Source organism: Rathayibacter sp. SD072, from assembly GCF_017355185.1.
Classification (GTDB): domain Bacteria; phylum Actinomycetota; class Actinomycetes; order Actinomycetales; family Microbacteriaceae; genus Rathayibacter.
In genome coordinates, this window is the sequence record NZ_JADILJ010000051.1 from 1 (window position 1) to 23,934 (window position 23,934).

Sequence of the window (23,934 nt, forward strand, 5' to 3'; positions counted from 1 at the left end):
CCGTGGTCGGAGCCGCCTCGACGGTGTCGGCACGCTCGTACTCGACCTCTTCATCGGCGAGTCCGAGGTAGACCATCGTCTTCTTCAGCGGGTTGGCCATCTGTGTCCTCCGTGTCGTGTCTGCTCCCACTAGTGGGTCACGACGAGATTACGTGCGGGCGGGGCGATTGCCGGTGATTGCCGATCCGATTCGCAGGTGTGTCGCGCCCTCCGCGATCGCCTCCGCGAAGTCGTTCGACATGCCCGCCGACACCGCGGTGGCGGAGGGCTCGACGGCGCGCACGCGCTCGGACAGGCCGCGCAGCCGAGCGAACGCGGGGCGTGGGTCCTCGCCGAGCGGAGCGACCGCCATCACGCCCCGCAGGACGAGGTGCGGGGCCGCGGAGAGCGCCTCGGCGAGCGGCTCGACGTCGTCCGGTGCCGCTCCTCCGCGCTCGTGATCGTCGGTCAGGTTGACCTGGAGGAAGACGTCGAGCGGGTCCTCTCCCGCATCCAGCAGCGGGACCAGCGCGAGCCGGTCGACGGAGTGGACCGATGAGGCGTAGCGGCGAGCCTGCCGGGCCTTCTTGCTCTGCAGCTGCCCGAGGAAGTGCCAGCGCGCGGGAGTGCCGGCGAGCTCGGCCGCCTTCTCCTGCGCCTCCTGGTGCCGGTTCTCGCCGAAGTCGACGACGCCCAGCTCGAGGAGGTCGCGGATGAGCCGCACCGGGTGGAACTTCGTGACCACGATGGTCGTGATCTCACCGGGATCGCGACCGGCCGAGCGGGCCGCATCGGCGACCCGCTCGGACACCGAGGACCAGCGCTCGGCCAGGTCGGGATCGGACACGGCGACTACTTGAGGAAGTCGGGGATGTCCAGGTCGCTGTCGTCGTCGTCGAACGACGGGTCCGCGACCGGGGCGGGGGCGGCGACGGGGGTGCTCGACCAGATCGACCCGGCGGCGGGAGCGGCGGCGGCGACCGGAGCGGGCTCCGAGGACGACTCGGCCGGCGCGCTCTGCTGGGCGCGGGGCTGGGCGATGGCCGCGGGGGCCTGGCCGCCGGGCTCCCCGCCGTCGAAGCCGGCCGCGATGACCGTGACGCGCACCTCGTCGCCGAGGGTGTCGTCGATGACGGCGCCGAAGATGATGTTCGCCTCGGCGTGCACCGCCTCCTGGACCAGACGGGCCGCGTCGTTGATCTCGAAGATGCCGAGGTTGGAGCCGCCCTGGATCGAGAGCAGCACGCCGTGCGCGCCGTCGATGCTGGCCTCGAGCAGCGGGGACGCCACGGCGAGCTCCGCCGCCTTGATGGCGCGGTCCGCACCGCGCGAGGACCCGATGCCCATGAGCGCGGATCCCGCGCCCTGCATGACCGACTTGACGTCGGCGAAGTCGAGGTTGATCAGCCCCGGGGTGGTGATGAGGTCGGTGATGCCCTGGACACCCGCGAGGAGGACCTGGTCGGCGGTCGCGAACGCCTCGAGCATCGAGATGCCGCGGTCGCTGATCTCGAGGAGGCGGTCGTTGGGGACGACGATGAGCGTGTCGACCTCGTTCTTGAGCGTCGCGACACCCGCCTCGGCCTGCGTCTGGCGGCGACGGCCCTCGAAGCCGAAGGGCTTCGTCACGACGCCGATGGTCAGGGCTCCGATCGACTTGGCGATGCGCGCCACGACGGGAGCGCCGCCGGTGCCGGTTCCGCCGCCCTCGCCCGCGGTGACGAAGACCATGTCGGCGCCCGCGAGCACCTCCTCGATCTCCTCCGCGTGGTCCTCGGCGGCACGACGGCCGACCTCGGGGTCGGCGCCCGCACCGAGCCCGCGGGTGAGCTCGCGGCCCACGTCGAGCTTGACGTCGGCGTCGCTGAGCAGCAGGGCCTGCGCATCCGTGTTGATGGCGATGAACTCGACTCCGCGGAGGCCGAGCTCGATCATGCGGTTCACGGCGTTGACGCCGCCGCCGCCGATGCCGACGACCTTGATCACGGCGAGGTAGTTCTGGTTTGAAGTCACGTGTCCGGCCTCCGGGCTGAACCTTAAACCTGTAGTTGAGGCTTAAAGTTATGCTGAGTATGCATTTGGGGTTGTGGTTCGACGGTAGGCGGAGTCCGCTCCGCCTCGCGACAGACACGCCCGCATTCGGCAAACCGCCCGGCGGATCGGTGCGAGGGGCGCCTCAGCGCTGGGCGACGACCGCCGCGGCGGGCGACGAGACGTCGTAGGAGGTCACGGTCGCCGGGTCGGTCGCAGCCATCAGCTTCTCGAGGACCACAGCCTTGAGAGCCGAGCGGTCCGGGCCTCCCCACATCACGACGGCTCCGTTGGAGAGGGTCAGGGTCACGTCGTCGCCCGTCGTGGCCGTCGCCGCGGTCACCTGCCCGTCGAGGCCTGCGGGGAGCGTGAGCAGCACGCGGGCGAGGGAGTGGAACGCCGAGCCGGTCGCGCCTCCGGACGGCGTGGTCAGCGCGGGGTACCCGGCCTGCGCCGCGTCGGCGGTCTCGATCACGACGCCCGCCGAGTCGACGAGATCGAAGCGGGTCCCGTTCTGCAGGACGCCGACGGGGGTGCGCTCGACGATCGACACGGCGAGGGTGCTCGGGGGCCGCGTCTGCAGGGAGTAGCTCTGGATCAGCGGGTAGGCGCCGAGCTCCTCGCCGACCGCCTCGCGGTCCACGAGAGTCAGCGGCACGCCGAGCTGATCGGACAGGGACTCCTGGAGCGCGCCCGAGTCGACGCGGGACGTGCCCGATATCTCGATCGTCCGCACCGCCATGAGCGGCGAGTACGCGGCGACGGCGACGACGATCGCCAGCAGCACGAGCGAACCCGCGATCGCGAGGGTTGTGAGGCGCCGTCGCCGGGCCCGCTTGGTGAAGCGCCGCACCTCTCCGCGCTCGAAGCGCCGCCGCTCGCGGGCGGCGCGGGCTACTGTGCGCTGCTCGGACCCCGGCACGCGCAGACGGCTCAGGAGAGCGGCGGGCCGACCCCTCGGTCCGGCCGCCGCCGCGGGACGACGCAGCTCCGTCGCGACGACGGGCACGGCGGACTCGTCGTCCGAGCCGGAGGCCCCCTTCTGCGGACGGGCCTCGGGACGCGGGAGGCGCGCGGCGGGCGGCGCGGCGACGATGCGGATCGGCTCCGTCGGCTCGCCGCTCGACGCCGGCGCGGGCGTCTTCTCGCGGGGCTCCGCGCGAACGGGTGCCGGCCGGCGGACCCCCTCCGGCCGCTTCACGCCCGTCGCCCCCGGGGGGCCGGGAAGGGCGTCGTGGTCATCGGGCGACCGCGGCGTCCTCGCCGGTGCGAAGCGACTCGAGCACCTGCGGGATGATCCGGTACACGTCGCCGCAGCCGAGGGTGATGACGAAGTCGCCCTCACGGGCGATCAGAGCGGTCCGCTCGGCGGCCTCCTGCCAGTCCGGGACGAACGAGACGCGCGAGGCGTCGGCGAACTTGCCGCTGACCAGCTCGCCGGTCACTCCCGGCTCCGGGTCCTCGCGGGCGCCGTAGACGTCGAGCACGATCGTCTCGTCGGCGTAGCGCTCGAGCGTCTCGGCGAACTCCCTCGCGAAGAGGCGGGTGCGGCTGTACAGGTGCGGCTGGTGCACGGCGATGATGCGCCCCTCCCCCACGACGGTGCGCGCGGCAGAGAGAGCGGCGGCCACCTCCGTGGGGTGGTGCGCGTAGTCGTCGTAGACGCTGACGCCGCGTACCGAGCCGTGCAGCTCGAACCGGCGCTCGGTCCCTCCGAAGGCCGAGACCGCCTCGAGCGACGCGGCGGGATCGAAGCCGAGCCCGACGAGCACGGCGAAGGCGCCCGCGGCGTTCACCGCGTTGTGGCGGCCGGGGATGCGCAGCCGCGCGGAGTAGCGGCGCCCCTCGAACTCGACGGTGAAGCCGACCGGGCCCACGAGCTCGAGGTCGACGACGCGCACGTCCGCTCCCTCGGCCTCGCCGAAGGTGAGGACCCGCTTGCCCTCGAGCTTCTCGGACACCTTGACGGCACCCGGGTCGTCCGACGAGATGACGACGAGCTCGCCGGCGTTCGACGCGAAGGTGACGAAGGCGTCCTCGAAGGCCTGCAGCGAGCCGTAGTGGTCGAGGTGGTCGGGGTCGACGTTCGTGATCAGGGTGACGGCGGTGTCGTAGAGCAGGAAGCTCCCGTCCGACTCGTCCGCCTCGACGACGAACAGATCGCCCGAGCCCGCCGCCGACGAGGTGCCGAGGCTCTCGATGATGCCGCCGTTGACGAAGCTCGGATCGGCGTCCAGACCCAGCAGACCCGTGACGATCATGCCGGTCGACGTCGTCTTGCCGTGCGCGCCCGCGACCGCGACGAGGCGGTGTCCGCGGACGAGCCAGGCGAGCGCCTGCGAGCGGTGCAGCACGGGGATCCCCCGCTCCCGGGCGAGCACGTACTCGGGGTTCTCGGGCCAGAGGGCCGAGGTGACCACGACCGCCTCGGCATCGCCGAGGTTCGCCGCGTCGTGTCCGATCGCGACCGGGATGCCGAGCTCGCGCAGCTGCTCGATCGGGTGCGACTCGCGCACGTCCGATCCGGTGACGCGGTGGCCGGCGTGGTGGAAGAGGCGCGCGATGCCGCTCATGCCCGATCCGCCGATGCCGATGAAGTGCACCGATCCGAGCTGGTCGGGGACGGTGATGCCGAGGTCGGGCTTGATCACGGGGGTCTCGCTTTCGGGTCTTCGGCGTCTCTGTGGCACCCGGGCCGAGGGCCGCGGGCAGGGCGCCGGATCAGTGTAGACGGTGTGCGGGAGGGCTCCTCGGAGCCCGGCGGAGGAGGGTCAGCGAGGTGCGCGGAGCGCCGATCCGATGAGGTCGACGAGGCGCTCCGCACCGTCGCGGACGCCGACCGTCGCGGCGCGACGGCCCATCTCGTCGCGGCGCCCGGCGTCCTCGAGGAGGGGCACGAGCTCCCCCTGCAACCAGCCGGGGAGGAAGGCCGCATCCTCGACGAGCACCGCGCCCCCGGCGTCCACGACGCCGCGGGCGTTGAAGCGCTGCTCGCCGTTGCCCACCGGGTACGGGATGTAGACGGCGGGGAGCCCCAGCGCGCTGAGCTCGCTCACGGTGGCGGCTCCCGCGCGCGAGACAGCGAGATCGGCGGCCGAGAGCGCGAGATCCATCCGGTCGCAGTACGGGATCAGGTGGTAGCCGTCGAGGCCGGGGTCGGTGATCTCGGAGCGGTCGCCCGTGATGTGCAGGATCTGGAAGCCGGTCGCGAGGACCGACGCGGCCGCGGCGTGCACGGTCGCGTTGATCCGCCGCGCACCGAGGGAGCCGCCCGTGACGAGCAGCGTGGGCCGGGCCGGGTCGAGCCCGAACGCGGCGATGCCCTCGGGGCGTCGGGCAGGGCGGTCGAGGTCGGCGATCTCGCGGCGCAGCGGCATGCCGACCGTCGTCGCGTGCGGCAGCGGGGTGCCCTCGAAGGCGACTCCGACGGAGCGCGTGCCGCGGGCGCCGAGGCGGTTGGCGAGGCCGGGGCGGGCGTTCGCCTCGTGCACGACGTACGGCACGCCGGCTCGCCGGGCCGCGAGGTACGCGGGAGCGGACGCGTACCCGCCGAATCCCACCACCGCGTCGATCCTGCGCTCGCGGATCGTGCGCACCACGCCGTCCAGCGCCCCGCGGAAGGCCCCCGGGAAGCGCAGCGCCGCGGCTCCGGGCCGTCGCGGAAAGGGCAGTCGCGGGATCACGGACAGCTCGTAGCCGCGCAGCGGGACGAGGCGCGCCTCGAGCCCCTCCGCGGTGCCGAGCACGAGCACCTCGTCGCCCGAGTCGCGGGCCCGGATCTCGTCGGCGGTCGCGAGCAGCGGGTTCACGTGCCCGGCGGTGCCGCCGCCCGCGAGCAGGTAGCGGGTCACTCCGCCTCCGCCTTGCCTGCGCGGCGGGCGGCGCCGAGGTGCGGCAGTCCGGTGGTCTGGGTCCTCGCGAAGGAGAGGACGACGCCGATGGCGAGCAGGGAGCTGAGCAGGGCGGTGCCTCCGGAGGAGATGAGCGGCAGGGGGACGCCGAGGACCGGCAGGACCCCGAGCACCACGCCGATGTTGACGAAGGCCTGGCCGATGAGCCAGACCATCACCGCCGCCGTCGTGACCCGCACGAACGGGTCGGTCGCGGCATGGATGATGCGGAAGAAGGCGACGGCGAGCACGACGAACAGCGCGAGGACGACGACCGCCCCGATCAGCCCGAGCTCCTCGCCGATGATCGCGAAGATGTAGTCGTTGTCGGCGGCCGGCAGCCACGACCACTTCGCCTTGGAGTTGCCGAGCCCCACGCCGAAGACGCCGCCGGACGCCATCGCCCAGGTGCCGTGCAGGGGCTGCCAGCAGGACGTCTCGTACTGCCCGGGGCCGGAGCAGTCGGTGAGGAAGGAGAAGATGCGGGTGCGGCGGTTCTCGGTCGAGATGGCGAACAGCACTGCGACGACCGCTCCGATCAGCACGATCGGCAGGATGATCCGCAGCCGGACGTTGGAGTAGAAGAGCGCCGCCAGCAGGATCCCCGCCATGATCATCACGGTTCCGAGGTCGCCGCCGAGCAGCACGAGGAACAGGGCGAAGCCGCCGATGGGGAGCACCGGGATGAGAGCGTGCTGCCAGTCCTGCTTGAAGCGCAGCCGCCTCTCGAGCACGAGGCCCAGCCACAGCACGAGGGCGAGCTTGAGCACCTCGGAGGGCTGCATGGTGAAGCCGCCGAGGTACAGCCAGTTCTTGTTGCCTCCCACTGCGTATCCCAGAGGCGTGAAGAGCACCAGCATCTGCAGGATGCAGCCGACGATGAGCATCGGCCACGTCACGCGCTTCCACAGTGCGATCGGGAAGCGCGACACGAGGAGCATGAGCGGCACGCCGAGCACGGCGAAGATGCCCTGCCGGAGGAAGCCGCCGAACGAATCGGAGCTCGATCGGAACGACGTCACCGACGAGGAGGAGAGCACCATCGTCAGCCCGAAGAGCACGAGGAAGAGGGTGGTGCCGAACAGGAGGTAGAAGTTCGGCGATTCGGAGGCGAAGACCTTCGAGAGGACGATGCGCGCGGTGCGCGCGCCGGTCCGCTCCCGGTCCTTCGGCTTCCCGGCGTCAGCGCGCGAGCGGCCCGGCATCCGGCTCGTCGTCGGAGCGGTCATCGGCCTCTCCTCCCAGGTACGTCTCGACGGCCGCAGCGAACGACCGGCCCCGTTCCGCGTAGTCGCGGAACTGGTCCATGGATGCTGCAGCGGGTGCGAGCAGGACGACGTCGCCGGAGCGGGCGAAGCCCGCCGCGGCCTCGACGGCCGCCTGCATCACCGATCCAGTGTCATCCGGGACCACCTCGGTCACGGGGAGTTCGGGGGCGTGTCGTCGGAATGCCTCGAGGACCGCGACGCGGTCGACTCCGATGACCACGGCACCGCGCAGTCGCGTCGTGTGCGAGGCCACGAGAGCGTCCACGTCGACGCCCTTGAGCAGACCGCCGACCAGCCAGACGACCGACGGATAGGCGCGCAGCGAGGCGTCTGCCGCGTGCGGGTTGGTGGCCTTCGAGTCGTCGATCCAGGTGATCCCCGACCGCTCGGCCACGACCTGGATGCGGTGGGCGTCGAGCTCGAAGACCGCGAGCGCGCGGCGGATCGCGGTGGGCTCGATGCCGCAGGCGCGGGACAACGCGGCGGCCGCGAGGACGTTCTGCACGATGTGCGGGGCGGCGAGGTGGCGCGCGGCGAGCTCGTCGACGGTCGCGATCTCGATCGCGCTCGTGTGCCGGTCCTCGAGGAACGCCCGGTCGCAGAGGATCCCGTCGACGATGCCGAAGTCGCTCGGCCCGGGCACTCCCAGTCCGAAGCCGATCGCCCGGGCCCCCTCGACGACCTCGGCGTCGAGCACCATCTGCTCGGTGGCCGCATCGGCGCGGTTGTACACGCAGGCGACCCGGGTGTTCGCGTAGACCTTGGCCTTCGCGTCGCGGTACGCCTCGAAGGTGCCGTGCCAGTCGAGGTGGTCCTCGGCGATGTTGAGGCAGGTCGACGCGATCGGCTCGATCGCGCCGAGGTAGTGCAGCTGGTAGCTCGAGAGCTCGACCACCAGGACGTCGAAGCCCTGCGGATCGCGCACCGCGTCGAGCACCGGGATCCCGATGTTGCCGCACGGAGCCGCGCGGAGGCCGCCGGCGACGAGCATGGTCGCGGTCAGCTGCACGGTCGTCGTCTTGCCGTTCGTGCCGGTCACGAGCACCCAGTCCGCGGGTGTGCCGTCGGCGCGCACGACCTTGTCGCGCACGCGCCAGGCGAGCTCGACGTCGCCCCAGAGACCCGTCCCCCTCGCGAGCGTCCATTCGACGATCGGGTGAGTCGGCCGGAAGCCCGGCGACACGATGACGAGCTCGGGGTCGAAGTCGATCAGCTCGTCCGGCACGGTGTCGAGGCCGTCCGCGCGGTGCAGCCGGGCTCCGATCACCTCGAGCAGGCGCTCGCGCTCCTCGTCGGCCCGGTCGGTGAGGACCAGGACGTCGGAGCCGAGCTCGGTCAGCGTGTCGGCGACGGAGAAGCCGGTCACCCCGAGCCCCAGGACCGCGACGCGGAGCCCGCGCCAGTCCGAGTTCCAGCTGCGGAGGGAGTCGAGCCGTTCGGCGCGTGCGGGATCGGTCATGCCAGGGAGAGCCATTCGAGGTAGAAGAGCCCGACACCGGCGGCCACGAAGATGCCCGCGATGATCCAGAAGCGGACCACGACGGTGATCTCGGCCCACCCCTTGAGCTCGAAGTGGTGGTGGAGCGGGCTCATCAGGAAGATGCGCTTGCCCCGGGTCAGCTTGAAGTAGATCCGCTGCACGATCACCGAGCCGGTGACGATGACGAAGAGGCCGCCGATGAGGATGACGAGCAGCTCGGTGCGGGTCAGGATCGCGAGAGCGGCGAGGGCGCCGCCGAGGCCGAGCGAGCCGGTGTCGCCCATGAAGATCTGCGCCGGCGAGGTGTTCCACCAGAGGAACCCGACGAGCGCGCCCGAGATCGCCGCGGCGATGATCGCCAGGTCGAACGGATCGCTCACCTGGTAGCACTTGTCGGCCACCTCGGGGTTGAGCTGGGCGTCGTAGCACCACTGGTTCGACTGCCAGAAGCCGATGATCACGTAGGAGCCGATCGCGAGGATCGAGGATCCCGTGGCGAGGCCGTCGAGGCCGTCGGCGACGTTGACGCCGTTCGAGGTGCTGGTGACGATCACGCAGATCCAGAGCACGAAGAGCCCGATGCCGATCCAGCCGAGCGCGGCGAAGTCGAACGGCAGGTCGCGGATGAAGGAGATCGACGTCGACGCGGGCGTCAGACCGTTCTGGTCGCGCACCATGATGGCGATCACGGCGAAGGCCGCGGCGACGATCACCTGTCCCGCGATCTTCGCCCAGCCGCCGAGGCCGAGGCTGCGCTGGTTGCGGGTCTTGAGGAAGTCGTCGATGAACCCGACGAAGCCCAGTCCGACCATCATGAACAGCACCAGGAGCGCCGAGGGGGCCACGGCGCGGTTGCCGAACAGCATGCCGAGGAAGTAGCCCGCCACCGTCGCGATGATGATGACGATGCCGCCCATCGTGGCGGTGCCGTGCTTCACGTGGTGGGACTGCGGCCCGTCCTCGCGGATGAACTGACCCCATTGCAGCCGGTGGAAGAGCCGGATGAACAGGGGCGTCAGCAGGAGGGTGAAGGCGCCGGAGAAGGCGCCCGCCATCAGGAGTGCTCTCATCGGTGTCGCTCCCCCAGTCGGTCGCCGAGGAATCGAAGCCCCGCCGAGTTCGAGGACTTCACCAGGACGGTGTCGCCGGTCTGCAGATAGCCGTCGAGGAACACGTACGCGTCATCGGCCGTGTCGACGAAGACGGACTCGCCGCTCCACGAGCCCTCGCGCTCGGCGGCCACGTGGATGCGCCGGGCGCGGGCGCCGACGACGACGATCTGCGAGACGTTCAGCCGCACGGCCTGCAGGCCCACGCGATCGTGCTCCTCGTCGGCCCACTCCCCCAGCTCGCTCATCTCGCCCAGGACCGCGACGGTGCGGCCTCCCGGCTTCGCGATCTGGGCGAGGGTGCGCAGGGCCGCGGCGGTGGAGTCGGGGCTCGCGTTGTACGCGTCGTTCACGACGACCACGTCCTGACCGCCGAGCACCTGCATCCGCCAGCGCTCCGCGAGGGTGACGGTCGAGAGCGCCTCGATGATCGCGGGCAGCGGGACGCCGACGGAGAGAGCAGCGGCCGTGGCGGCCAGTGCGTTCATCACGTGGTGCTCGCCGAGCACTCGGAGGAGCAGCTCGGCGCGCCCGGCCTCACGGCCCTCGCCCTCGCGCACCTCGATGGTGAAGCGGGTCCCCTCGGCGGACGGCTCGACGTCGACCGCGCGCACGTCGGCGCGCTCGCCGCGACCGAACCACAGCACACGGGCCGCGGTGCGGCCGGCCATGGTCGCCACGCGGCCGTCGTCGGAGTTCAGCACGGCGATGTCGTCGGCGGTGAGGTCGGCCACCATCTCGGTCTTGGCCTCGAGGGTCCGCTCGATGCCGCCGAACTCGCCGGCGTGCGCGAGGCCCACCGCGAGGACGATGCCGACGTCGGGCTTCGCCATGCGCACGAGGCGGCGGATCTCGCCGACGGCGCTGGCGCCCATCTCGGCGACGAGGAAGCGCGTCGACTCCGACACCTGCAGCATCGTGATCGGCGCGCCGACCTCGTTGTTGAAGGATCCGCGGGGGGCGACGGTCTCGCCGACGCGCTCGAGGATCGTCCGGAGGAGGTTCTTGGTCGTCGTCTTGCCGTTCGAGCCGGTCACGCCGAGGACCGTCAGGCCGCCGAGTGCGCGGACGCGCCGGACGACCTCGGTCGCGAGGGCGCCGAGCGCCTGGACGGAGTCGTCGACCAGCACCTGCGGCACGTCGAGGTCGAGCGGGCGCTCGACGATCAGGAGGGCCGCGCCGTTCTCGACGGCCGCCGGCGCGAACAGGTGCCCGTCGGTGTGCTCGCCGCGCTTGGCGACGAAGATCCCGCCCGGACGGATCTCGCGGGAGTCGGTCTCGGTCGCGCCGTCGACCGCTGTCGCGGCGGTCGAGGAGGGGCCGGCGAGGTGGAGGCGCCCGGAGACGGCCTCGGCGACCTCGGTGAGAGTGAGGGCGATCATCTAGAGCCAGCCCGCCTCGCGCAGAGCCTGACGGACGTCGTCCCTGGCCGAATACGGCATGTGCACTCCTGCAACCTCCTGGTAGTCCTCGTGGCCGGGTCCGGCGTAGAGGATCGAATCCCCCTCGCGCGCGAGCGCGAGGGCGGCGCGCACGGCGGCGCGCGGGTCGGGGATCTCGTGGATCTCCCTGTCGGGCACCGCCTCCCGCGCCGCGCCGACGAGTACGGCGCGGATCGCGGCCGGGTCCTCCCAGCGCGGGTGGAAGTCGGTGACGACGACGACGTCGGACAGCCTGGCGGCGATGGCGCCCATGTCGGCGCGCTTCGTCGTGTCGCGGTCGCCGTCGGCGCCGAAGACCATGACGAGGCGGCCGGGCGTCAGCGCCCGCAGCGCCTCGAGTGCGTTCTGGAACGCGTCCGGCGTGTGCCCGTAGTCCACGTAGACCCGGGGGCCGCGGTCTCCCGAGACGCGCTCGGCGCGACCGGGGATGTACACGTCGAGACGGCCGTCCTCGAGGACGTGGGCGATGGCCTCGAGGTCGAAGCCGGACTCGACCAGCATCACGATCGCCAGCGCGGCGTTCGCCGCCATGTACCAGCCGATCAGCGGGACGGCGACCTCGACCGAGCGGTGGTCCGGACCGTCCAGACGGAACACGGTGCGGTCGGCGGTGCTCTCGAGGACGGTCATCGCCCAGTCGGCCGGTACGGCCGGAGCCTCGCCGACGACCGGGGAGCTCGCGAGTGTCGCGATCGGGATCCGGGAGCGCTCGGCGAGCTCCCGGCCCCAGGCGCTGTCGACGGTGACGACTCCGCGTCGGGCCCGATCGGGCTGGAACAGGTCGGCCTTGGCCTCGAAGTACTGCGCCATGTCGGTGTAGTCGTCGAGGTGGTCGTGGCTGAGGTTCGTGAAGCCGACCACGTCGAACACGACGCCGTCGATGCGGTGCCGGGTCAGCGCCTGGGCCGAGACCTCGATCGAGACGGCGCGGACGGCCGACTCGCGCATCCGCGCGAGGAGTCCGTGCAGCTCGGTCGCCTCGGGGGTGGTCAGCGAGCTCGCGACCGCGACGTCGCCGATGCGGCGCTCCGCGGTGGAGCTGAGGCCCGAGACGACGCCGAGGCGCCGGAGCAGGGCGTCGAGCAGGTACACGACGCTGGTCTTGCCGTTCGTGCCCGTGACTCCGAAGAGCGTCGGCACGTCCTCGCGGGTGCGGTGGATCCAGGACGCGACGTCGCCGAGGGCTGCGCGGGGATCGGGCGTGACGAGGACGGGGAGTCCGCTCGCCGACGCGGCCTCGGCGCCCTCGGGGTCGGTGAGCACAGCGACGGCTCCGGAGGCGGCGGCGTCGGCGGCGAAGGCCGCGCCGTGGACCTTGCGCCCCGCGATGCCGACGTACAGGTCGCCCGCCTCGACCTGCCGGGAGTCGAGCGTGACGCCGCTGACCTCGACCCCGTCGACTCCCGGCACCGTGCCGAGCGAGAACTCGGCCACGAGCTGCGACAGCGACCGCGGGACCGGGTGCTCCGGTCGGAGGGAGGACTGCGGGCGAGTGACGTGCAATGCCCGCTCTTTCTCTCGTGGTGGTGCGATCACCACGTCGTGGGGTAGTTCACGGCGGGGACCGTCGACGGCTCCACCCGGTTCGTCTTCAGCACCTGGGTCATGACCTGCTGGAAGACGGGGGCGGTCGCCTGGGACGTGTTCATCTTAACCGGATCGGCGATGGTGACCGTCACGACGTACTTCGGGTCCTCCGCCGGAGCGAGCCCGGCGAGCGAGACGGTGTAGCTGGAGGAGTACCCTCCGTCGCCGTCCGGCTGCTGAGCCGTTCCGGTCTTCGTCGCGATGTTGTAGCCGTCCACGTGGATGTAGTCGGCCAGCCAGCCGTCGGTGTAGTGCGTCTGCAGCATGTCGACGACGTCCTGCGCCGCACCGGCGGAGACGACCTGGGTGCCGGTCGTGTCGGGGACGTCGATGACAGTGCCGTCGGCGGTCGTGCAGCCGGCGACCAGCTGCGCCGGCAGGCGCACCCCGCCGTTGCCCAGCGTCTGGTAGATGCCGGCGACCTGGATCGCGGTGGCGGACACTCCCTGGCCGAACATGGTGGTGTAGTTCGTCTGGTTGTCCCAGACCTGGTAGTCGCTGAGCAGTCCGCCGGACTCGCCGGGGTACCCGACCGCGGTGGGCGCCTTGAGTCCGAACTTGAGCATGTAGTCGTAGCGGTCCTGCGCGGACAGCTTCGAGCCGATGGTCGCGATGCCGACGTTCGAGGAGTCCTTGAGGATCCCCGTCAGGGTGTAGTTCGTCGGGGTGTGCGCGAAGTCGTCGCTGAACGAGGCGCCGTTCTTCTCGAACGCGTCCGGAGTGACGACGTGGGTCGTGGGCGTCGCGAGTCCCTTGTCGATCAGCATGGCCGCCGTCATCGGCTTGAACGTCGAACCGGGCTCGAACGGACTCTGGAAGGCGCGCGACCCGCGGTCGGCGGGGGCGCTCGCCGAGACGTCGTTGGGGTCGACCGTGGGGGTCTCGGCCACGGTGAGCAGCTTGCCCGTCTCGACCTCCTGCACCACGACGATCCCGTAGCTGCCGCCGACCTCGGCGACGCGCTGCGACAGCACCTGCTGCGCGTAGTACTGCAGGTCGGAGTCGATCGTCAGCTGCACCTGCCCGCCGTCGACCGCGGGGGTCTCGGCCACGGTGCTGCCGGGGATCCGGACGAAGTCGGCGCTGCGCTCGAAGCTCTCGGAGCCGTTCTTCCCGGCGAGGCAGGCGTTCTCGGTGTACTCGACGCCCTCCTGAGCGGCGCCGTCCGCCCCCACGTAGCCGATCAGGTTCCCGGCGACGGCCCCGTTGGGGTACGTGCGGCCCTGCTGCGTCTCGAAGAAGGTCCACGGGATGTCCAGCGCGAGCAGCTTCTGGTACGCCTCGAGGTCGAGGCCCTCGGAGAGGATCAGGTAGTTGGCCTTCGCGTCCTTCGCGAGCGCGGCGTCGACGAGCGTCCTGATCTGCTCGACGCTCTGGCCGGTGATCGCGCCGATCTCGGACGCGGCCTGGTCGACGCTCACGACGACGTCCTGGCCGTCGGGCATCTCGCGGAGGAACTCCCCCACGTTGCGGGGCGACGTCGTCAGGCGGTACCGGGTCGTCGTGTCGGCGAGGACGGCTCCCGAGCGGTCGACGATCGATCCGCGCGTGCCGTAGGTGACGCTGCTGCTGGACTGGCTGAGCGCCGCGGCGTCCGTCAGCTCGTTGGCCCGCACGATCTGGATGTCGACCAGCTTGCCGATGAACAGTCCCACGACCGCGGCGATGACGACGAAGGTGACGGCGGTGCGGCGTCTGCTCGAGCGGTTCTGTCTCACTGCTGCGGTGTCCTTCTTCGTCCTGGCGGGATCGCCGCCGTCGGTCGTGTCGTAGCGGGAGGCGGGCCGTGCGGGAGGCGTCAGTGCGTCAGGGGCGCGGGGAGCTCGCCCTGCAACGGTACGGCCGAGGTTCCTCCAGCCGCGGAGGACGCGCTCGCGTCGACCGGAGTCGCGGCGGCACCGGCCGGGAGGATGAGCGCGTTGGGGACGAGTGCCGCGGCACCGGCCGTGCCGACCTCGCTCGAGGCGGCCGAGGCGGGGTCGCCCAGCACCGCTCCGTCGGACAGGCGGAGGTAGACGGGAGCCGTGTTCGCCACCATGCCCAGCCCCTGCGCCGCGGTCGCGAGGTTCTGCGGGGAGCTCAGAGTGTCCACCGTGTCCTGCTTCTCGGCGTTGCTGCGGGTGAGCGTCTTCTGCTCGGTCTGCAGCGCGGCGATCTGGTACGCCCCCTGCGAGAGCCCGACGCTCACGAGGAGCTGGATCACGATGATCGCGAAGAGGCCGGCGACGGCGACGATGCCGTAGACGAGCTTGGGTCGCGGCGCGCCGGCGGCGGTCGGGACCGCCTCGATGCGCGGGCGGGGCGACTGCTCGTCCGGCCTCGCGGTGCGGGCGGGCTCGATGACGGCGGGGTCGATGACGGCGGTGGCGCTCACGCGGTCCTCCTGATCCTCTCGGCCGCGCGCAGACGCACGGGTGTTGCTCGGGGGTTGCGGGTCTTCTCCTCGTCGGAGGCGAGTTCGGCGCCCCGGATGACGAGGCGGAACTCGGGTCGGTGCTCGGGGAGCTCCATGGGGAGCCCCGCGGGAGCGGTCGAGGACGACGCGGCCTGCAGCGCGCGCTTCACGATGCGGTCCTCGAGCGACTGGTAGGCCTCGACGACGATCCGGCCGCCGACGGCGACGCGATCGAGCGCGGCGGGGATCGCGCGCTCCAGCACGGAGAGCTCCTGGTTGACCTCGATGCGCAGGGCCTGGAAGACCCGCTTGGCCGGATGGCCGTTGCGCTGGATCGCGACCGGGGTCGCCGCCTGGATGATCTCGACCAGCCGGCCGGAGCGCTCGATCGGCGCGTCGCGACGCGCCTCGACGATGCGCTTCGCGTAGCGCTGAGCGAGGCGCTCCTCGCCGTACTCGTGGAAGATGCGGCGCAGCGCGCCCTCGTCGTACTCCGCGAGGATGCTCGCCGCGGTCAGGGGCGCGGTCGCGTCCATCCGCATGTCCAGCGGAGCGTCCTTGGAGTAGGAGAAGCCGCGCTCGGTCTCGTCCAGCTGCAGCGAGGAGACGCCGAGGTCGAACAGCGCGCCGTCGATCTCGTCGATCCCGAGCTCGTCCAGCACGTCGGGGAGCTCGTCGTAGACGGCGTGCACCAGGTCGATCCGGGAGGAGTGGGCCGAGAGTCGCTCGCCGGCGAGCTCGAGTGCCTCGGGGTCGCGGTCGAGGCCGACGAGGTGGAGCCCCGGGAAGCGCTCGAGCAGGGCCAGCGAGTGGCCGCCCATGCCGAGCGTCGCGTCGACCAGCACCGCGCCGTCGCGCTCGATCGCCGGAGCGAGGAGCTCGACGCAGCGCTCGAGGAGCACCGGGAGGTGGCGCTCCTCGGTCGGGCGCACCTGCTTCTTCTCGGAGTCGTCTGCCATGGCGGTCCCGCCGTCCTGTTCCTGCTGCCCGATCCCCATCCATCTCGCGACCGGACACCGGGGAAGGTGCGTCCGGGCGCCGAGTGGCTGGGAGTCGCGCGGCAGGAGCTAGAACAGTCCGGGGATCACCTCCTCCTGGGTGTCGGAGAAGACGGACTCCTGCTCGGTCAGGTACGCGTCCCAGGCATCCTGCGCCCAGATCTCGGCACGGTTGCCCGCTCCGATGACGGTGAGGTCGCGGTCCAGGCCCGCGTAGGCGCGCAGCGGCGCGGGCAGAGTGACCCGGTTCTGCTTGTCGGGGGTCTCGGCACTCGCCCCCGAGAGGAAGACGCGGAGGAAGTCGCGGGCCTGCTTGCTCGTGACCGGTGCCTGACGGATCTTCTCGTGCATCGTCTCGAACTCGCTCTGGCTGAAGACGTAGAGGCACCGCTCCTGGCCGCGCGTGACGACGACTCCGGAGGAGAGCTCGTCGCGGAACTTGGCGGGGAGGATCACGCGGCCCTTCTCGTCGAGCTTGGGGGAATAGGTGCCGAGGAACAACGGACTGCCCCCCACTTCTTCCGGCCAAGGATGGTGTGTCCTCCACAGTACTCCACTTCGCCCCACCCACAACCCTGGCGGCGCGCCGCCTCGTCGGGTTTCCGCCCGGTCATCCGCGTATTCCCGGGCAGGAACGCGGGTGGAGTGGAGTGGAGGGATGTTCCGCTCCGCAGCGGTCCGCGGGGAGCGGAAAGGGGCCGATCCGTGAGGATCGACCCGGTGCGTGGTGCGGAGGGGAGGAGGAGTGCGCTCCCGGAGAGTCCGCGGGCATGAAAAAAGGGCCGATCCGTGAGGATCGACCCTGTGGGTGGTGCGGAGCGGCGGTCAGCTGCGACCGTCGCCGCGGTTGTCCCATCGCTCGTTCAAGCGGTCCATGAAGGTGGAGCCCGACCGGCTGCTCGAGGAGCGGGGCTTGGAGGTGCGGCCGACGGTCGGGAGACCGGGCTCCTCGGCGCCGCCCGGCGCCGGGCGCATGGCGACGACGACGCCCGCGAGCATGATCGCGAAGCCGCCCACGCCGACGAGCGGCATGGCGACGATGACGCCGGTGACGAGCACTCCGAGACCGACGAGGGAGAGGAGGATGCCGAGCACCAGGGCCCGGTAGTTGGTGCCGCCGCGCCCCTTGCTGACCGCCGCCACGAAATCGGCGTCGTTCTGATAGAGGTTGCGCTCCATCTCGTCGAGGAGCCGTTGCTCGTGTTCCGAAAGCGGCATCTTGACCCCTTCAAGGGTGCGGCGCCGTTCCTCTTCGGAGCGACGCCAGGTTGGCGGCACGGTGTGCTCGACCGGGCGGGTGGCGCTTCAGTGTAGACCGAGCCCGTCACAGGCGCTAGGCGCCTCGGATGCATAGGCTGGTCGGGTGAACAACAGCACTCGTCTGGTCGACCGCGTCCAGTTCCGAATCGAGGGATTCCTCGCCGGGCGCACGCCAATTCTGCGCTCCATAGGAGAGGACGTCTCCGCCCTCGGCGACCTTTCGCGGGACTTTCTCAGCGGGGGCAAGCGGTTCCGCGCGCGCTTCTGCGAGGCGGGCTGGACGGCCGTCTCCGCCGTCTCCAGCGAGGCGCATCCGAGCGGTTCGGACCCGGTCGCGCGCGTCGGAGCGGGACTCGAGCTGTTCCACGCAGCGGCCCTCGTCCACGACGACGTGATCGACAACTCCGACACCCGGCGAGGGGCGCCGGCGGCGCACCGCCGCTTCGCCGGGATGCACGCCGACGGAGGGTGGTCGGGCTCCGGGGACGAGTTCGGCCGCTCCTCCGCGATCCTGCTCGGCGATCTGCTGCTGGTCTGGTCCGACGAGATCTTCGCGGACGCCGAATGGGCGCTCGAGGACCGGCCGAGCGCGGCGAGGGCCCGGGCGGAGTTCAACCTGATGCGCACCGAGGTGACGCTGGGCCAGTACCTCGACATCCTCGAGGAGAGCGCCTGGGCCGGGCATGCGGAGGACGAGCACCTCGCGCGCGCCGAGCGGGTCGTCGTCTACAAGAGCGCGAAGTACAGCATCGAGGCGCCGCTCGCGATCGGCGGCTCGCTGGCGGGCGGCGACGACGCCCAGATCGACGCGCTGCGCCGCTTCGGCCTCCCGCTGGGCATCGCCTTCCAGCTGAGGGACGACGTGCTCGGCGTCTTCGGCGACCCGGCACTGACCGGCAAGCCCGCGGGAGACGACCTCCGCGAGGGCAAGCGCACCGTGCTGCTGGGCCTCGCCCGCGCCGGTTCGTCCGACTCCGCCCGGGCCGAGCTCGACGCCGTCGTCGGGCGCGGCGACGCGAGCGCCGAGGACATCGCGCTGGCTCAGGAGATCGTGGCCGGAAGCGGGGCCCTCGACCGGCTCGAGGAGCGCATCGAGCGCGACGTCGAGTCGGCACTGGCGGCGCTGCCGGGCGCTCCGCTGCGGCCGGAGGGTGTGGCGGAACTGCGCGAACTGGCGGACCGCGTCAGCGTCCGCACGGCCTAGGCGCCTCGGCGCCTCCGCTCGAGGCCCGGCACGTCGGCCGGACGCGATCGATCAGGCGAGAGCCTGGGCGACGCGGCGGACCTCGGCCTTGCGACCGGCGCGCAGGGCGAGCACGGGGCTCGTGCCGAGTGCGTCGTCCTCCGAGAGCAGCCACTCGACCGCCTCGTCGTCCGAGAAGCCGGAGTCGGAGAGCAGGATCGCCGTACCGCGGATCTCGGACATCGGCTCCCCGTCACGGAGGAAGAGGGACGGGACGACGAGCTTGCCGTCGCGTCGGGTCCCCAGCAGATGGCGCTCCTCGAGGAGGCGGCGCACGCGGCTGACGGAGAGGCCGGTGATCTCGACGAGATCGGGGACGGTCAGCCACTCGATCTCGGAGGCGGTCGAGGGGGCGGGAGCGGACGAGTCGATCACCGGTCAAGACTGCCACGGCAGTGCGGCGCCTCCAAGCCATCCGTCCCGGCGAGGTCGGGAGGCCGCTCCCGCGTTGCACACGGGATCGCCGAACGGTCTTGCCTAGACTCGTCGCGTGACCACCAGCCAGCTCGACCCCCTCCTCGGCCGTCTCGTCGACGGCCGGTACGAGGTGCGCTCGAGGATCGCGCGCGGAGGCATGGCGACGGTCTACCTCGCCACCGACCAGCGCCTCGAGCGCCGCGTGGCCATCAAGGTGATGCACGGGCACCTGTCGGACGACGCCACCTTCAAGAACCGCTTCGTCCAGGAGGCGCGATCCGCCGCCCGACTGGCGCACCCGAACGTCGTGAGCGTCTTCGACCAGGGCCAGGACTCGGACATGGCGTACCTCGTCATGGAGTACCTGCCTGGAATCACCCTGCGCGACCTCCTGAAGGAGCGCGGCAGGCTGACGGCCCAGCAGGTCGTCGACATCATGCACTCGGTCCTGTCCGGCCTCGCCGCGGCTCACCGCGCGGGGATCCTGCACCGCGACCTCAAGCCCGAGAACGTGCTGCTCGCCGACGACGGTCGCATCAAGATCGGCGACTTCGGCCTCGCCCGGGCCGCCTCCGCCAACACCGCGTCGGGGCAGGCGCTGCTGGGGACGATCGCGTACCTCTCCCCCGAGCTCGTCACCCGCGGCACCGCCGACACCCGCAGCGACATCTACGCCATCGGCATCATGATCTACGAGATGCTCACCGGTGAGCAGCCCTTCACGGGTGAGCAGCCGATGCAGATCGCCTACCAGCACGCCAACGACTCCGTCCCGTATCCCAGCGCCAAGGTGCCCTCCGTGCCGAGCTCGCTCGACGAGCTCGTGCTGTGGGCGACGGAGCGCGACCCGGACATGCGGCCTCGCGACGCCGGAGTGATGCTCGCGCAGCTGCTCGAGGCCGAGCGCCTGATGGGCATCACGCCGACCGACCGGCGCGTCGCGGACACGCAGGCCGTCACTCCGCTCCCCGAGACGACTCCGGCGACGGCCGCTCTGTTCGACCCCGCGACCCCCGGGCAGACCGCCGTCTTCGACGGCGCGGCCGGCGAGGAGCAGCTGGACGACGACGACGACGAGACCGCCGTGGCGCGCCTCGCCTCCAAACGGAGGGTCCGTCGCCGCCGCGGCCTCGTGCTGCTCGTCGCCGTGATCCTGCTTGCTTTGATCGGCGGGGGAACGGCGTACTGGTTCGGCGAGGGACCGGGCGCGCTGCGCACGATCCCGAGCGTCGTCGGGCTCCCGCAGGAGGAGGCCGCAGCACTGATCGAGTCGAGCGGGCTGCGCGCCGAGCAGCAGCAGGCGTCCGACCTCACGGTCCCGGCCGGCACGGTGATGAGCTCCGATCCGGCGCCGGACGAGGCGATCCACAAGGACTCGGTCGTGACGCTCGTCGTCTCGAGCGGTCCCCGGCAGCTCGAGGTCCCCGCCCTCGCCGGCCTGACCGAGGAGGAGGCGACGGCCGCGATCACCGGCGCGCCCTTCGTCGTCGGCGAGACCACCCGCGTCTTCGACTCGGACGTCGACGCCGGACGGGTCATCTCGGCCTCGCTCCCCGACGGCGCGGAACTCCCCGCCACCCTGTCCGAGCAGTCGACGATCGCGATGACCGTCAGCCTGGGCGCCATCCCGAACGTGGTGGGCCTGAGCGTCGACGAGGCCACCGCCGCCGCGAAGGCGGCCGGACTCGCACTCGACCGCAGCGGTGACGACTGGAGCGACACCGTCCCCGCCGGGGTCGTGCTGATCCAGGCGAACCCCGAGTCGCCGGCGACCACGGGCGGGACGATCTCGGTCGTCGTCTCGAAGGGGCCGGAGCCGGTCGCCGTGCCGAACGTCGTGGGCATGACCCGCGACGAGGCGAAAGCCGCCCTCGACGCCGTCGACCTGACGTGGAGCTACTCCCTCTCGACCCTCGGCGCGCTCATCGACGCCGCACCGAACGAGATCACCAAGGTGACGGCGCAGTCCGACCCCGCAGGCGAGCCCGTGCAGCGCGGCACCTCGATCCAGCTGTCGATCACCATCACGACGTGACTCCGTGCGATGGCGTCCTCGCCGCCATCGCCGCGGTCTGCTTCGCGGGATGGGCGCGTTCCAGAGAGCGGGTCCCGGACGGCTAGGGCGAATCGCTCTCACGCGATTCACCCGTTCGCCGTACGTATCAAGATGGCGTCCTCGCCGCCATCGCCGCGGTCGGCAGCTCGAGATGGTCACGTTCCACACAGCGGGTCGCGAACGGCTAGCGCGAATCGCTGGAACGCGATTCACGCGTTCGCCTCGGAGGGCGCGGCGATTCGGGTGGCTCGGGCCTCAGCGGGGCCGGGGCGGGCGTGGGCGGCGGACCGTCTTCTGCTGATCGAGTAGCCCTCGGAGAGGGCGTATCGAGAGCCGGGGGTGTCGAAGTGGAAGTCCCGATGCGACGCCACGCGGATGCTCGACACGCACCTGCTGATCGAGTAGCCCTCGCAGAGGGCGTATCGAGATCGGAAGCCTCTAGAGGGGGTGGGTCTCGATGCGCCGTTGCGCGGCTGCTCGATCGGCAGGGCCGGTCGTGGCGAGGTGTGCCGCGCGCGGCGGTGGTGGCGGCGGTGCCGACCGCACGGAGATGGTGCGGAGCCGACCGCGCGGGAGGGACGCCGGGGCGTCCCCTCCCGCGGGTCAGCGCTGCCGGAGCTCCTCGGCGACCAGGAAGGCGAGCTCCAGGGACTGCATGTGGTTGAGGCGGGGGTCGCAGACCGACTCGTAGCGGGTCGCGAGGGTGGCCTCGTCGATCTGCTCGGAGCCGCCGAGGCACTCGGTGACGTCGTCGCCGGTGAGCTCGACGTGGATGCCGCCCGGGTGCGTCCCCGCGGCGCGGTGCGCCTCGAAGAAGCCCTTGACCTCGTCGACGACGTCGTCGAAACGACGGGTCTTGTAGCCGGTGGGGGTGGTGAGCCCGTTGCCGTGCATGGGGTCGGTGACCCAGAGGGGCAGCGCGTCGCTCGCCTTGACCGCCTCGAGCAGCGGCGGCAGAGCGTCGCGGATCTTCCCGGCACCCATGCGGGTGATGAAGGTGAGGCGTCCGGGCTCTCGATCCGGGTCGAGCTTGTCGATGAGCTCGAGCATCGTCTCGGGGCTCGTCGACGAACCGAGCTTCACGCCGATCGGGTTGCGCACGCGCGACAGGAAGTCGACGTGGGCCCCGTCGAGCTCGCGGGTGCGCTCGCCGATCCAGATGAAGTGGCTCGACGTGTTGTACGGGGTGCCGGTGCGCGAGTCGATGCGCGTCATCGGGCGCTCGTAGTCCATCAGCAGGCCCTCGTGACCCGTGTAGAACTCGGTGCGCTTCATGCCCTCGAAGTCGGCGCCGCACGCCACCATGAACTTGACTGCGCGGTCGATCTCGCGGGCGAGCTGCTCGTAGCGCTGGTTCTGCGGGTTCTCGGTGAAGCCCTTGTTCCAGTAGTGCACGAGGCGCAGGTCGGCGAAGCCGCCCTGCGTGAAGGCGCGGATGAGGTTCAGCGTCGACGCGGCCGTGTGGTACCCCTGCACGATCCGGCGGGGGTCGGCGGTGCGCGACTCCGGAGTGAAGTCGTAGCCGTTCACGATGTCGCCGCGGTAGGCCGGCAGGGTGACGTCGCCGCGGGTCTCGAGATCGCTCGAGCGCGGCTTGGCGAACTGGCCGGCCATGCGGCCCATCTTGATGACGGGCATGCTCGCGCCGTAGGTGAGGACGACGGCCATCTGCAGGACCGTCTTGACGCGGTTGCGGATCTGGTCGGCGGTCGCTCCCGCGAAGGTCTCGGCGCAGTCGCCGCCCTGAAGCAGGAAGGCCTCACCGCGCGCGGCGGCGCCGAGGCGCTCGCGCAGCTGGTCGACCTCGCCGGCGAAGACGAGGGGCGGCAGCGCCGCGATCTCGGCCGAGGCGGCGCTGACCGCGTCCGCGTCCGGCCACTGCGGCTGCTGCTTGATCTCGAGCTCGCGCCAATAGTCCAGGCCGGCGACCACGGAGGGGGCGGCGAGGACGTACGGTTCGTTCGGATCGATGACCACGGGGGTTCCTGGTTCTGACGGGCGCCGAGCGGCGCGCGAGCGGGTGCCGCCCGGACGGACGGCAGCGGTTGACGAGCATATCGCCTCGCGGGAAGCCTCCGGAGAGGCGGCGTCCCGCGCACAGCGGGCGGTCAGCGGACGAGCGCGGCGCGCTTCTCCTTGACCGAGGTCGCGTACACGTCGAGGTACTCCTGGCCGCTGAGGGCGAGGAGCTCGTACATGATCTCGTCGGTGATGGAGCGCAGGATGAAGCGATCGCCCTCCATGCCCTCGAAGCGGCTGAAGTCGAGCGGCTCGCCGAAGACGATGCCGATCCGGCCGAGCTTGGGCAGGCGGCTGCCGATCGGCATGATGCGCGCGGTGTCGACCATCGCCACGGGGATGACGGGCACGCGCGCCTCGAGGACCATGCGCGCGACGCCGGTGCGTCCGCGGTACATCCGGCCGTCAGGGCTGCGCGTGCCCTCGGGATAGATGCCGAGGGCTTCGCCGCGCGCCAGGACCCGCAGACCCGTGTTGAGCGAGGCCTCGGAGGCCTTGCCGCCCGAGCGGTCGATGGGGAGCATGCCGGTGGCGGTGAAGAACATCTTCGTCGCCCAGCCCTTGAGGCCCTTGCCGGTGAAGTAGTCGCTCTTGGCCAGGAACACCATGTTGCGGTCGATCACCAGTGGGAGGAACACCGAGTCGATGAAGGACAGGTGATTGCTGGCGAGGATCACTCCGCCCGTCTTCGGCACGCGATCGGCGTTCACCACCCAGGGCCGGAAGATCGTCTTCAGCAGCGGTCCCGCGACGATGTGCT

20 protein-coding genes and 1 pseudogene are annotated in these 23,934 nt (G+C 71.4%); 2 read left to right on the forward strand and 19 right to left on the reverse strand.

Annotation, left to right across the window (positions count from 1 at the left end):
- From IOC53_RS19675 to IOC53_RS16100, 16 genes and pseudogenes are all read right to left on the reverse strand, one after another.
- Positions 1-100, reverse strand: a pseudogene (locus IOC53_RS19675) (cell division protein SepF); the annotation flags it as partial.
- Positions 101-148: 48 nt separating this feature from the next.
- Complete coding sequence (locus IOC53_RS16030; protein WP_307786225.1) at positions 149-826, reverse strand: YggS family pyridoxal phosphate-dependent enzyme; 678 nt, start codon at positions 824-826, stop codon at positions 149-151.
- Between the two features lie 5 nt (positions 827-831).
- Positions 832-1,992, reverse strand: a complete 1,161-nt coding sequence (gene ftsZ, locus IOC53_RS16035; protein ID WP_207407263.1) for a cell division protein FtsZ — start codon at positions 1,990-1,992, stop codon at positions 832-834.
- A 163-nt stretch (positions 1,993-2,155) separates the two neighbouring features.
- A complete protein-coding gene (locus tag IOC53_RS19565) occupies positions 2,156-3,211 on the reverse strand; it encodes an FtsQ-type POTRA domain-containing protein (RefSeq protein WP_207407265.1) in 1,056 nt (351 codons plus the stop codon).
- 37 nt (positions 3,212-3,248) lie between these two features.
- Complete coding sequence (murC, locus tag IOC53_RS16045; RefSeq protein ID WP_207407267.1) at positions 3,249-4,661, reverse strand: UDP-N-acetylmuramate--L-alanine ligase; 1,413 nt, start codon at positions 4,659-4,661, stop codon at positions 3,249-3,251.
- 120 nt (positions 4,662-4,781) lie between these two features.
- On the reverse strand, positions 4,782-5,861 hold the full coding sequence (locus IOC53_RS16050; protein WP_207407268.1) for a glycosyltransferase: 1,080 nt from the start codon (positions 5,859-5,861) through the stop codon (positions 4,782-4,784).
- Entirely contained in the window at positions 5,858-7,129 is a 1,272-nt protein-coding gene (gene ftsW / locus IOC53_RS16055) for a putative lipid II flippase FtsW (RefSeq protein ID WP_207407269.1), read from the reverse strand. Before ftsW ends, IOC53_RS16050 begins: the two co-directional genes overlap by 4 nt.
- Positions 7,083-8,627, reverse strand: coding sequence for a UDP-N-acetylmuramoyl-L-alanine--D-glutamate ligase (gene murD, locus IOC53_RS16060; RefSeq protein ID WP_207407270.1), 1,545 nt, complete (start codon positions 8,625-8,627; stop codon positions 7,083-7,085). The genes ftsW and murD overlap by 47 nt, the downstream gene beginning before the upstream one ends.
- Positions 8,624-9,718 carry a phospho-N-acetylmuramoyl-pentapeptide-transferase gene (gene mraY / locus IOC53_RS16065; RefSeq protein WP_207407271.1) on the reverse strand — a complete coding sequence of 365 codons (1,095 nt, stop codon included), beginning with the start codon at positions 9,716-9,718 and terminating at the stop codon, positions 8,624-8,626. Before mraY ends, murD begins: the two co-directional genes overlap by 4 nt.
- Positions 9,715-11,139: a UDP-N-acetylmuramoyl-tripeptide--D-alanyl-D-alanine ligase gene (murF, locus tag IOC53_RS16070; RefSeq protein ID WP_207407272.1), complete on the reverse strand. Its 1,425-nt coding sequence runs from the start codon at positions 11,137-11,139 to the stop codon at positions 9,715-9,717. The genes mraY and murF overlap by 4 nt, the downstream gene beginning before the upstream one ends.
- Positions 11,140-12,702 carry a Mur ligase family protein gene (locus tag IOC53_RS16075; protein WP_207407274.1) on the reverse strand — a complete coding sequence of 521 codons (1,563 nt, stop codon included), beginning with the start codon at positions 12,700-12,702 and terminating at the stop codon, positions 11,140-11,142.
- Positions 12,703-12,731: 29 nt separating this feature from the next.
- Entirely contained in the window at positions 12,732-14,504 is a 1,773-nt protein-coding gene (locus IOC53_RS16080) for a penicillin-binding protein 2 (RefSeq protein WP_307786226.1), read from the reverse strand.
- An 80-nt stretch (positions 14,505-14,584) separates the two neighbouring features.
- On the reverse strand, positions 14,585-15,160 hold the full coding sequence (locus tag IOC53_RS16085; RefSeq protein ID WP_207407276.1) for a hypothetical protein: 576 nt from the start codon (positions 15,158-15,160) through the stop codon (positions 14,585-14,587).
- Positions 15,157-16,140, reverse strand: coding sequence for a 16S rRNA (cytosine(1402)-N(4))-methyltransferase RsmH (gene rsmH, locus IOC53_RS16090; RefSeq protein ID WP_207407278.1), 984 nt, complete (start codon positions 16,138-16,140; stop codon positions 15,157-15,159). Before rsmH ends, IOC53_RS16085 begins: the two co-directional genes overlap by 4 nt.
- 108 nt (positions 16,141-16,248) lie before the next feature.
- Positions 16,249-16,680, reverse strand: a complete 432-nt coding sequence (gene mraZ / locus IOC53_RS16095) for a division/cell wall cluster transcriptional repressor MraZ (protein WP_055794943.1) — start codon at positions 16,678-16,680, stop codon at positions 16,249-16,251.
- Between the two features lie 324 nt (positions 16,681-17,004).
- Positions 17,005-17,397, reverse strand: a complete 393-nt coding sequence (locus tag IOC53_RS16100; protein ID WP_207407280.1) for a DUF3040 domain-containing protein — start codon at positions 17,395-17,397, stop codon at positions 17,005-17,007.
- A 145-nt stretch (positions 17,398-17,542) separates the two neighbouring features.
- Here IOC53_RS16100 and IOC53_RS16105 point away from each other — a divergent pair, with 145 nt between their 5' ends.
- The gene (locus IOC53_RS16105; protein ID WP_207407283.1) at positions 17,543-18,643 is read left to right on the forward strand and encodes a polyprenyl synthetase family protein; all 1,101 of its coding nucleotides are present in this window, start codon (positions 17,543-17,545) and stop codon (positions 18,641-18,643) included.
- 51 nt (positions 18,644-18,694) lie between these two features.
- Here IOC53_RS16105 and IOC53_RS16110 read toward each other — a convergent pair whose 3' ends face one another.
- Positions 18,695-19,057, reverse strand: coding sequence for an Rv2175c family DNA-binding protein (locus IOC53_RS16110; RefSeq protein ID WP_307786227.1), 363 nt, complete (start codon positions 19,055-19,057; stop codon positions 18,695-18,697).
- Between the two features lie 115 nt (positions 19,058-19,172).
- Between IOC53_RS16110 and pknB the strand changes: the two genes are divergently transcribed.
- Positions 19,173-21,134 carry a Stk1 family PASTA domain-containing Ser/Thr kinase gene (gene pknB / locus IOC53_RS16115; RefSeq protein ID WP_207407285.1) on the forward strand — a complete coding sequence of 654 codons (1,962 nt, stop codon included), beginning with the start codon at positions 19,173-19,175 and terminating at the stop codon, positions 21,132-21,134.
- Between the two features lie 624 nt (positions 21,135-21,758).
- Here the strand turns inward: pknB and IOC53_RS16120 are convergent.
- On the reverse strand, positions 21,759-23,087 hold the full coding sequence (locus IOC53_RS16120) for a class II 3-deoxy-7-phosphoheptulonate synthase (protein ID WP_207407295.1): 1,329 nt from the start codon (positions 23,085-23,087) through the stop codon (positions 21,759-21,761).
- Between the two features lie 176 nt (positions 23,088-23,263).
- Positions 23,264-23,934 (reverse strand): 1-acyl-sn-glycerol-3-phosphate acyltransferase (locus IOC53_RS16125; RefSeq protein ID WP_207407287.1); only part of this gene is annotated, 671 nt, incomplete at its 5' end.

Bases quoted from the DNA above. Each gene is read 5' to 3' on its own strand.
- ftsW (WP_207407269.1), bottom strand. From the start codon at position 7,129: ATGACCGCTCCGACGACGAGCCGGATGCCGGGCCGCTCGCGCGCTGAC.
- murD (WP_207407270.1), bottom strand. From the start codon at position 8,627: ATGACCGATCCCGCACGCGCCGAACGGCTCGACTCCCTCCGCAGCTGG.
- mraY (WP_207407271.1), bottom strand. From the start codon at position 9,718: ATGAGAGCACTCCTGATGGCGGGCGCCTTCTCCGGCGCCTTCACCCTC.
- murF (WP_207407272.1), bottom strand. From the start codon at position 11,139: ATGATCGCCCTCACTCTCACCGAGGTCGCCGAGGCCGTCTCCGGGCGC.
- rsmH (WP_207407278.1), bottom strand. From the start codon at position 16,140: ATGGCAGACGACTCCGAGAAGAAGCAGGTGCGCCCGACCGAGGAGCGC.
- IOC53_RS16100 (WP_207407280.1), bottom strand. From the start codon at position 17,397: ATGCCGCTTTCGGAACACGAGCAACGGCTCCTCGACGAGATGGAGCGC.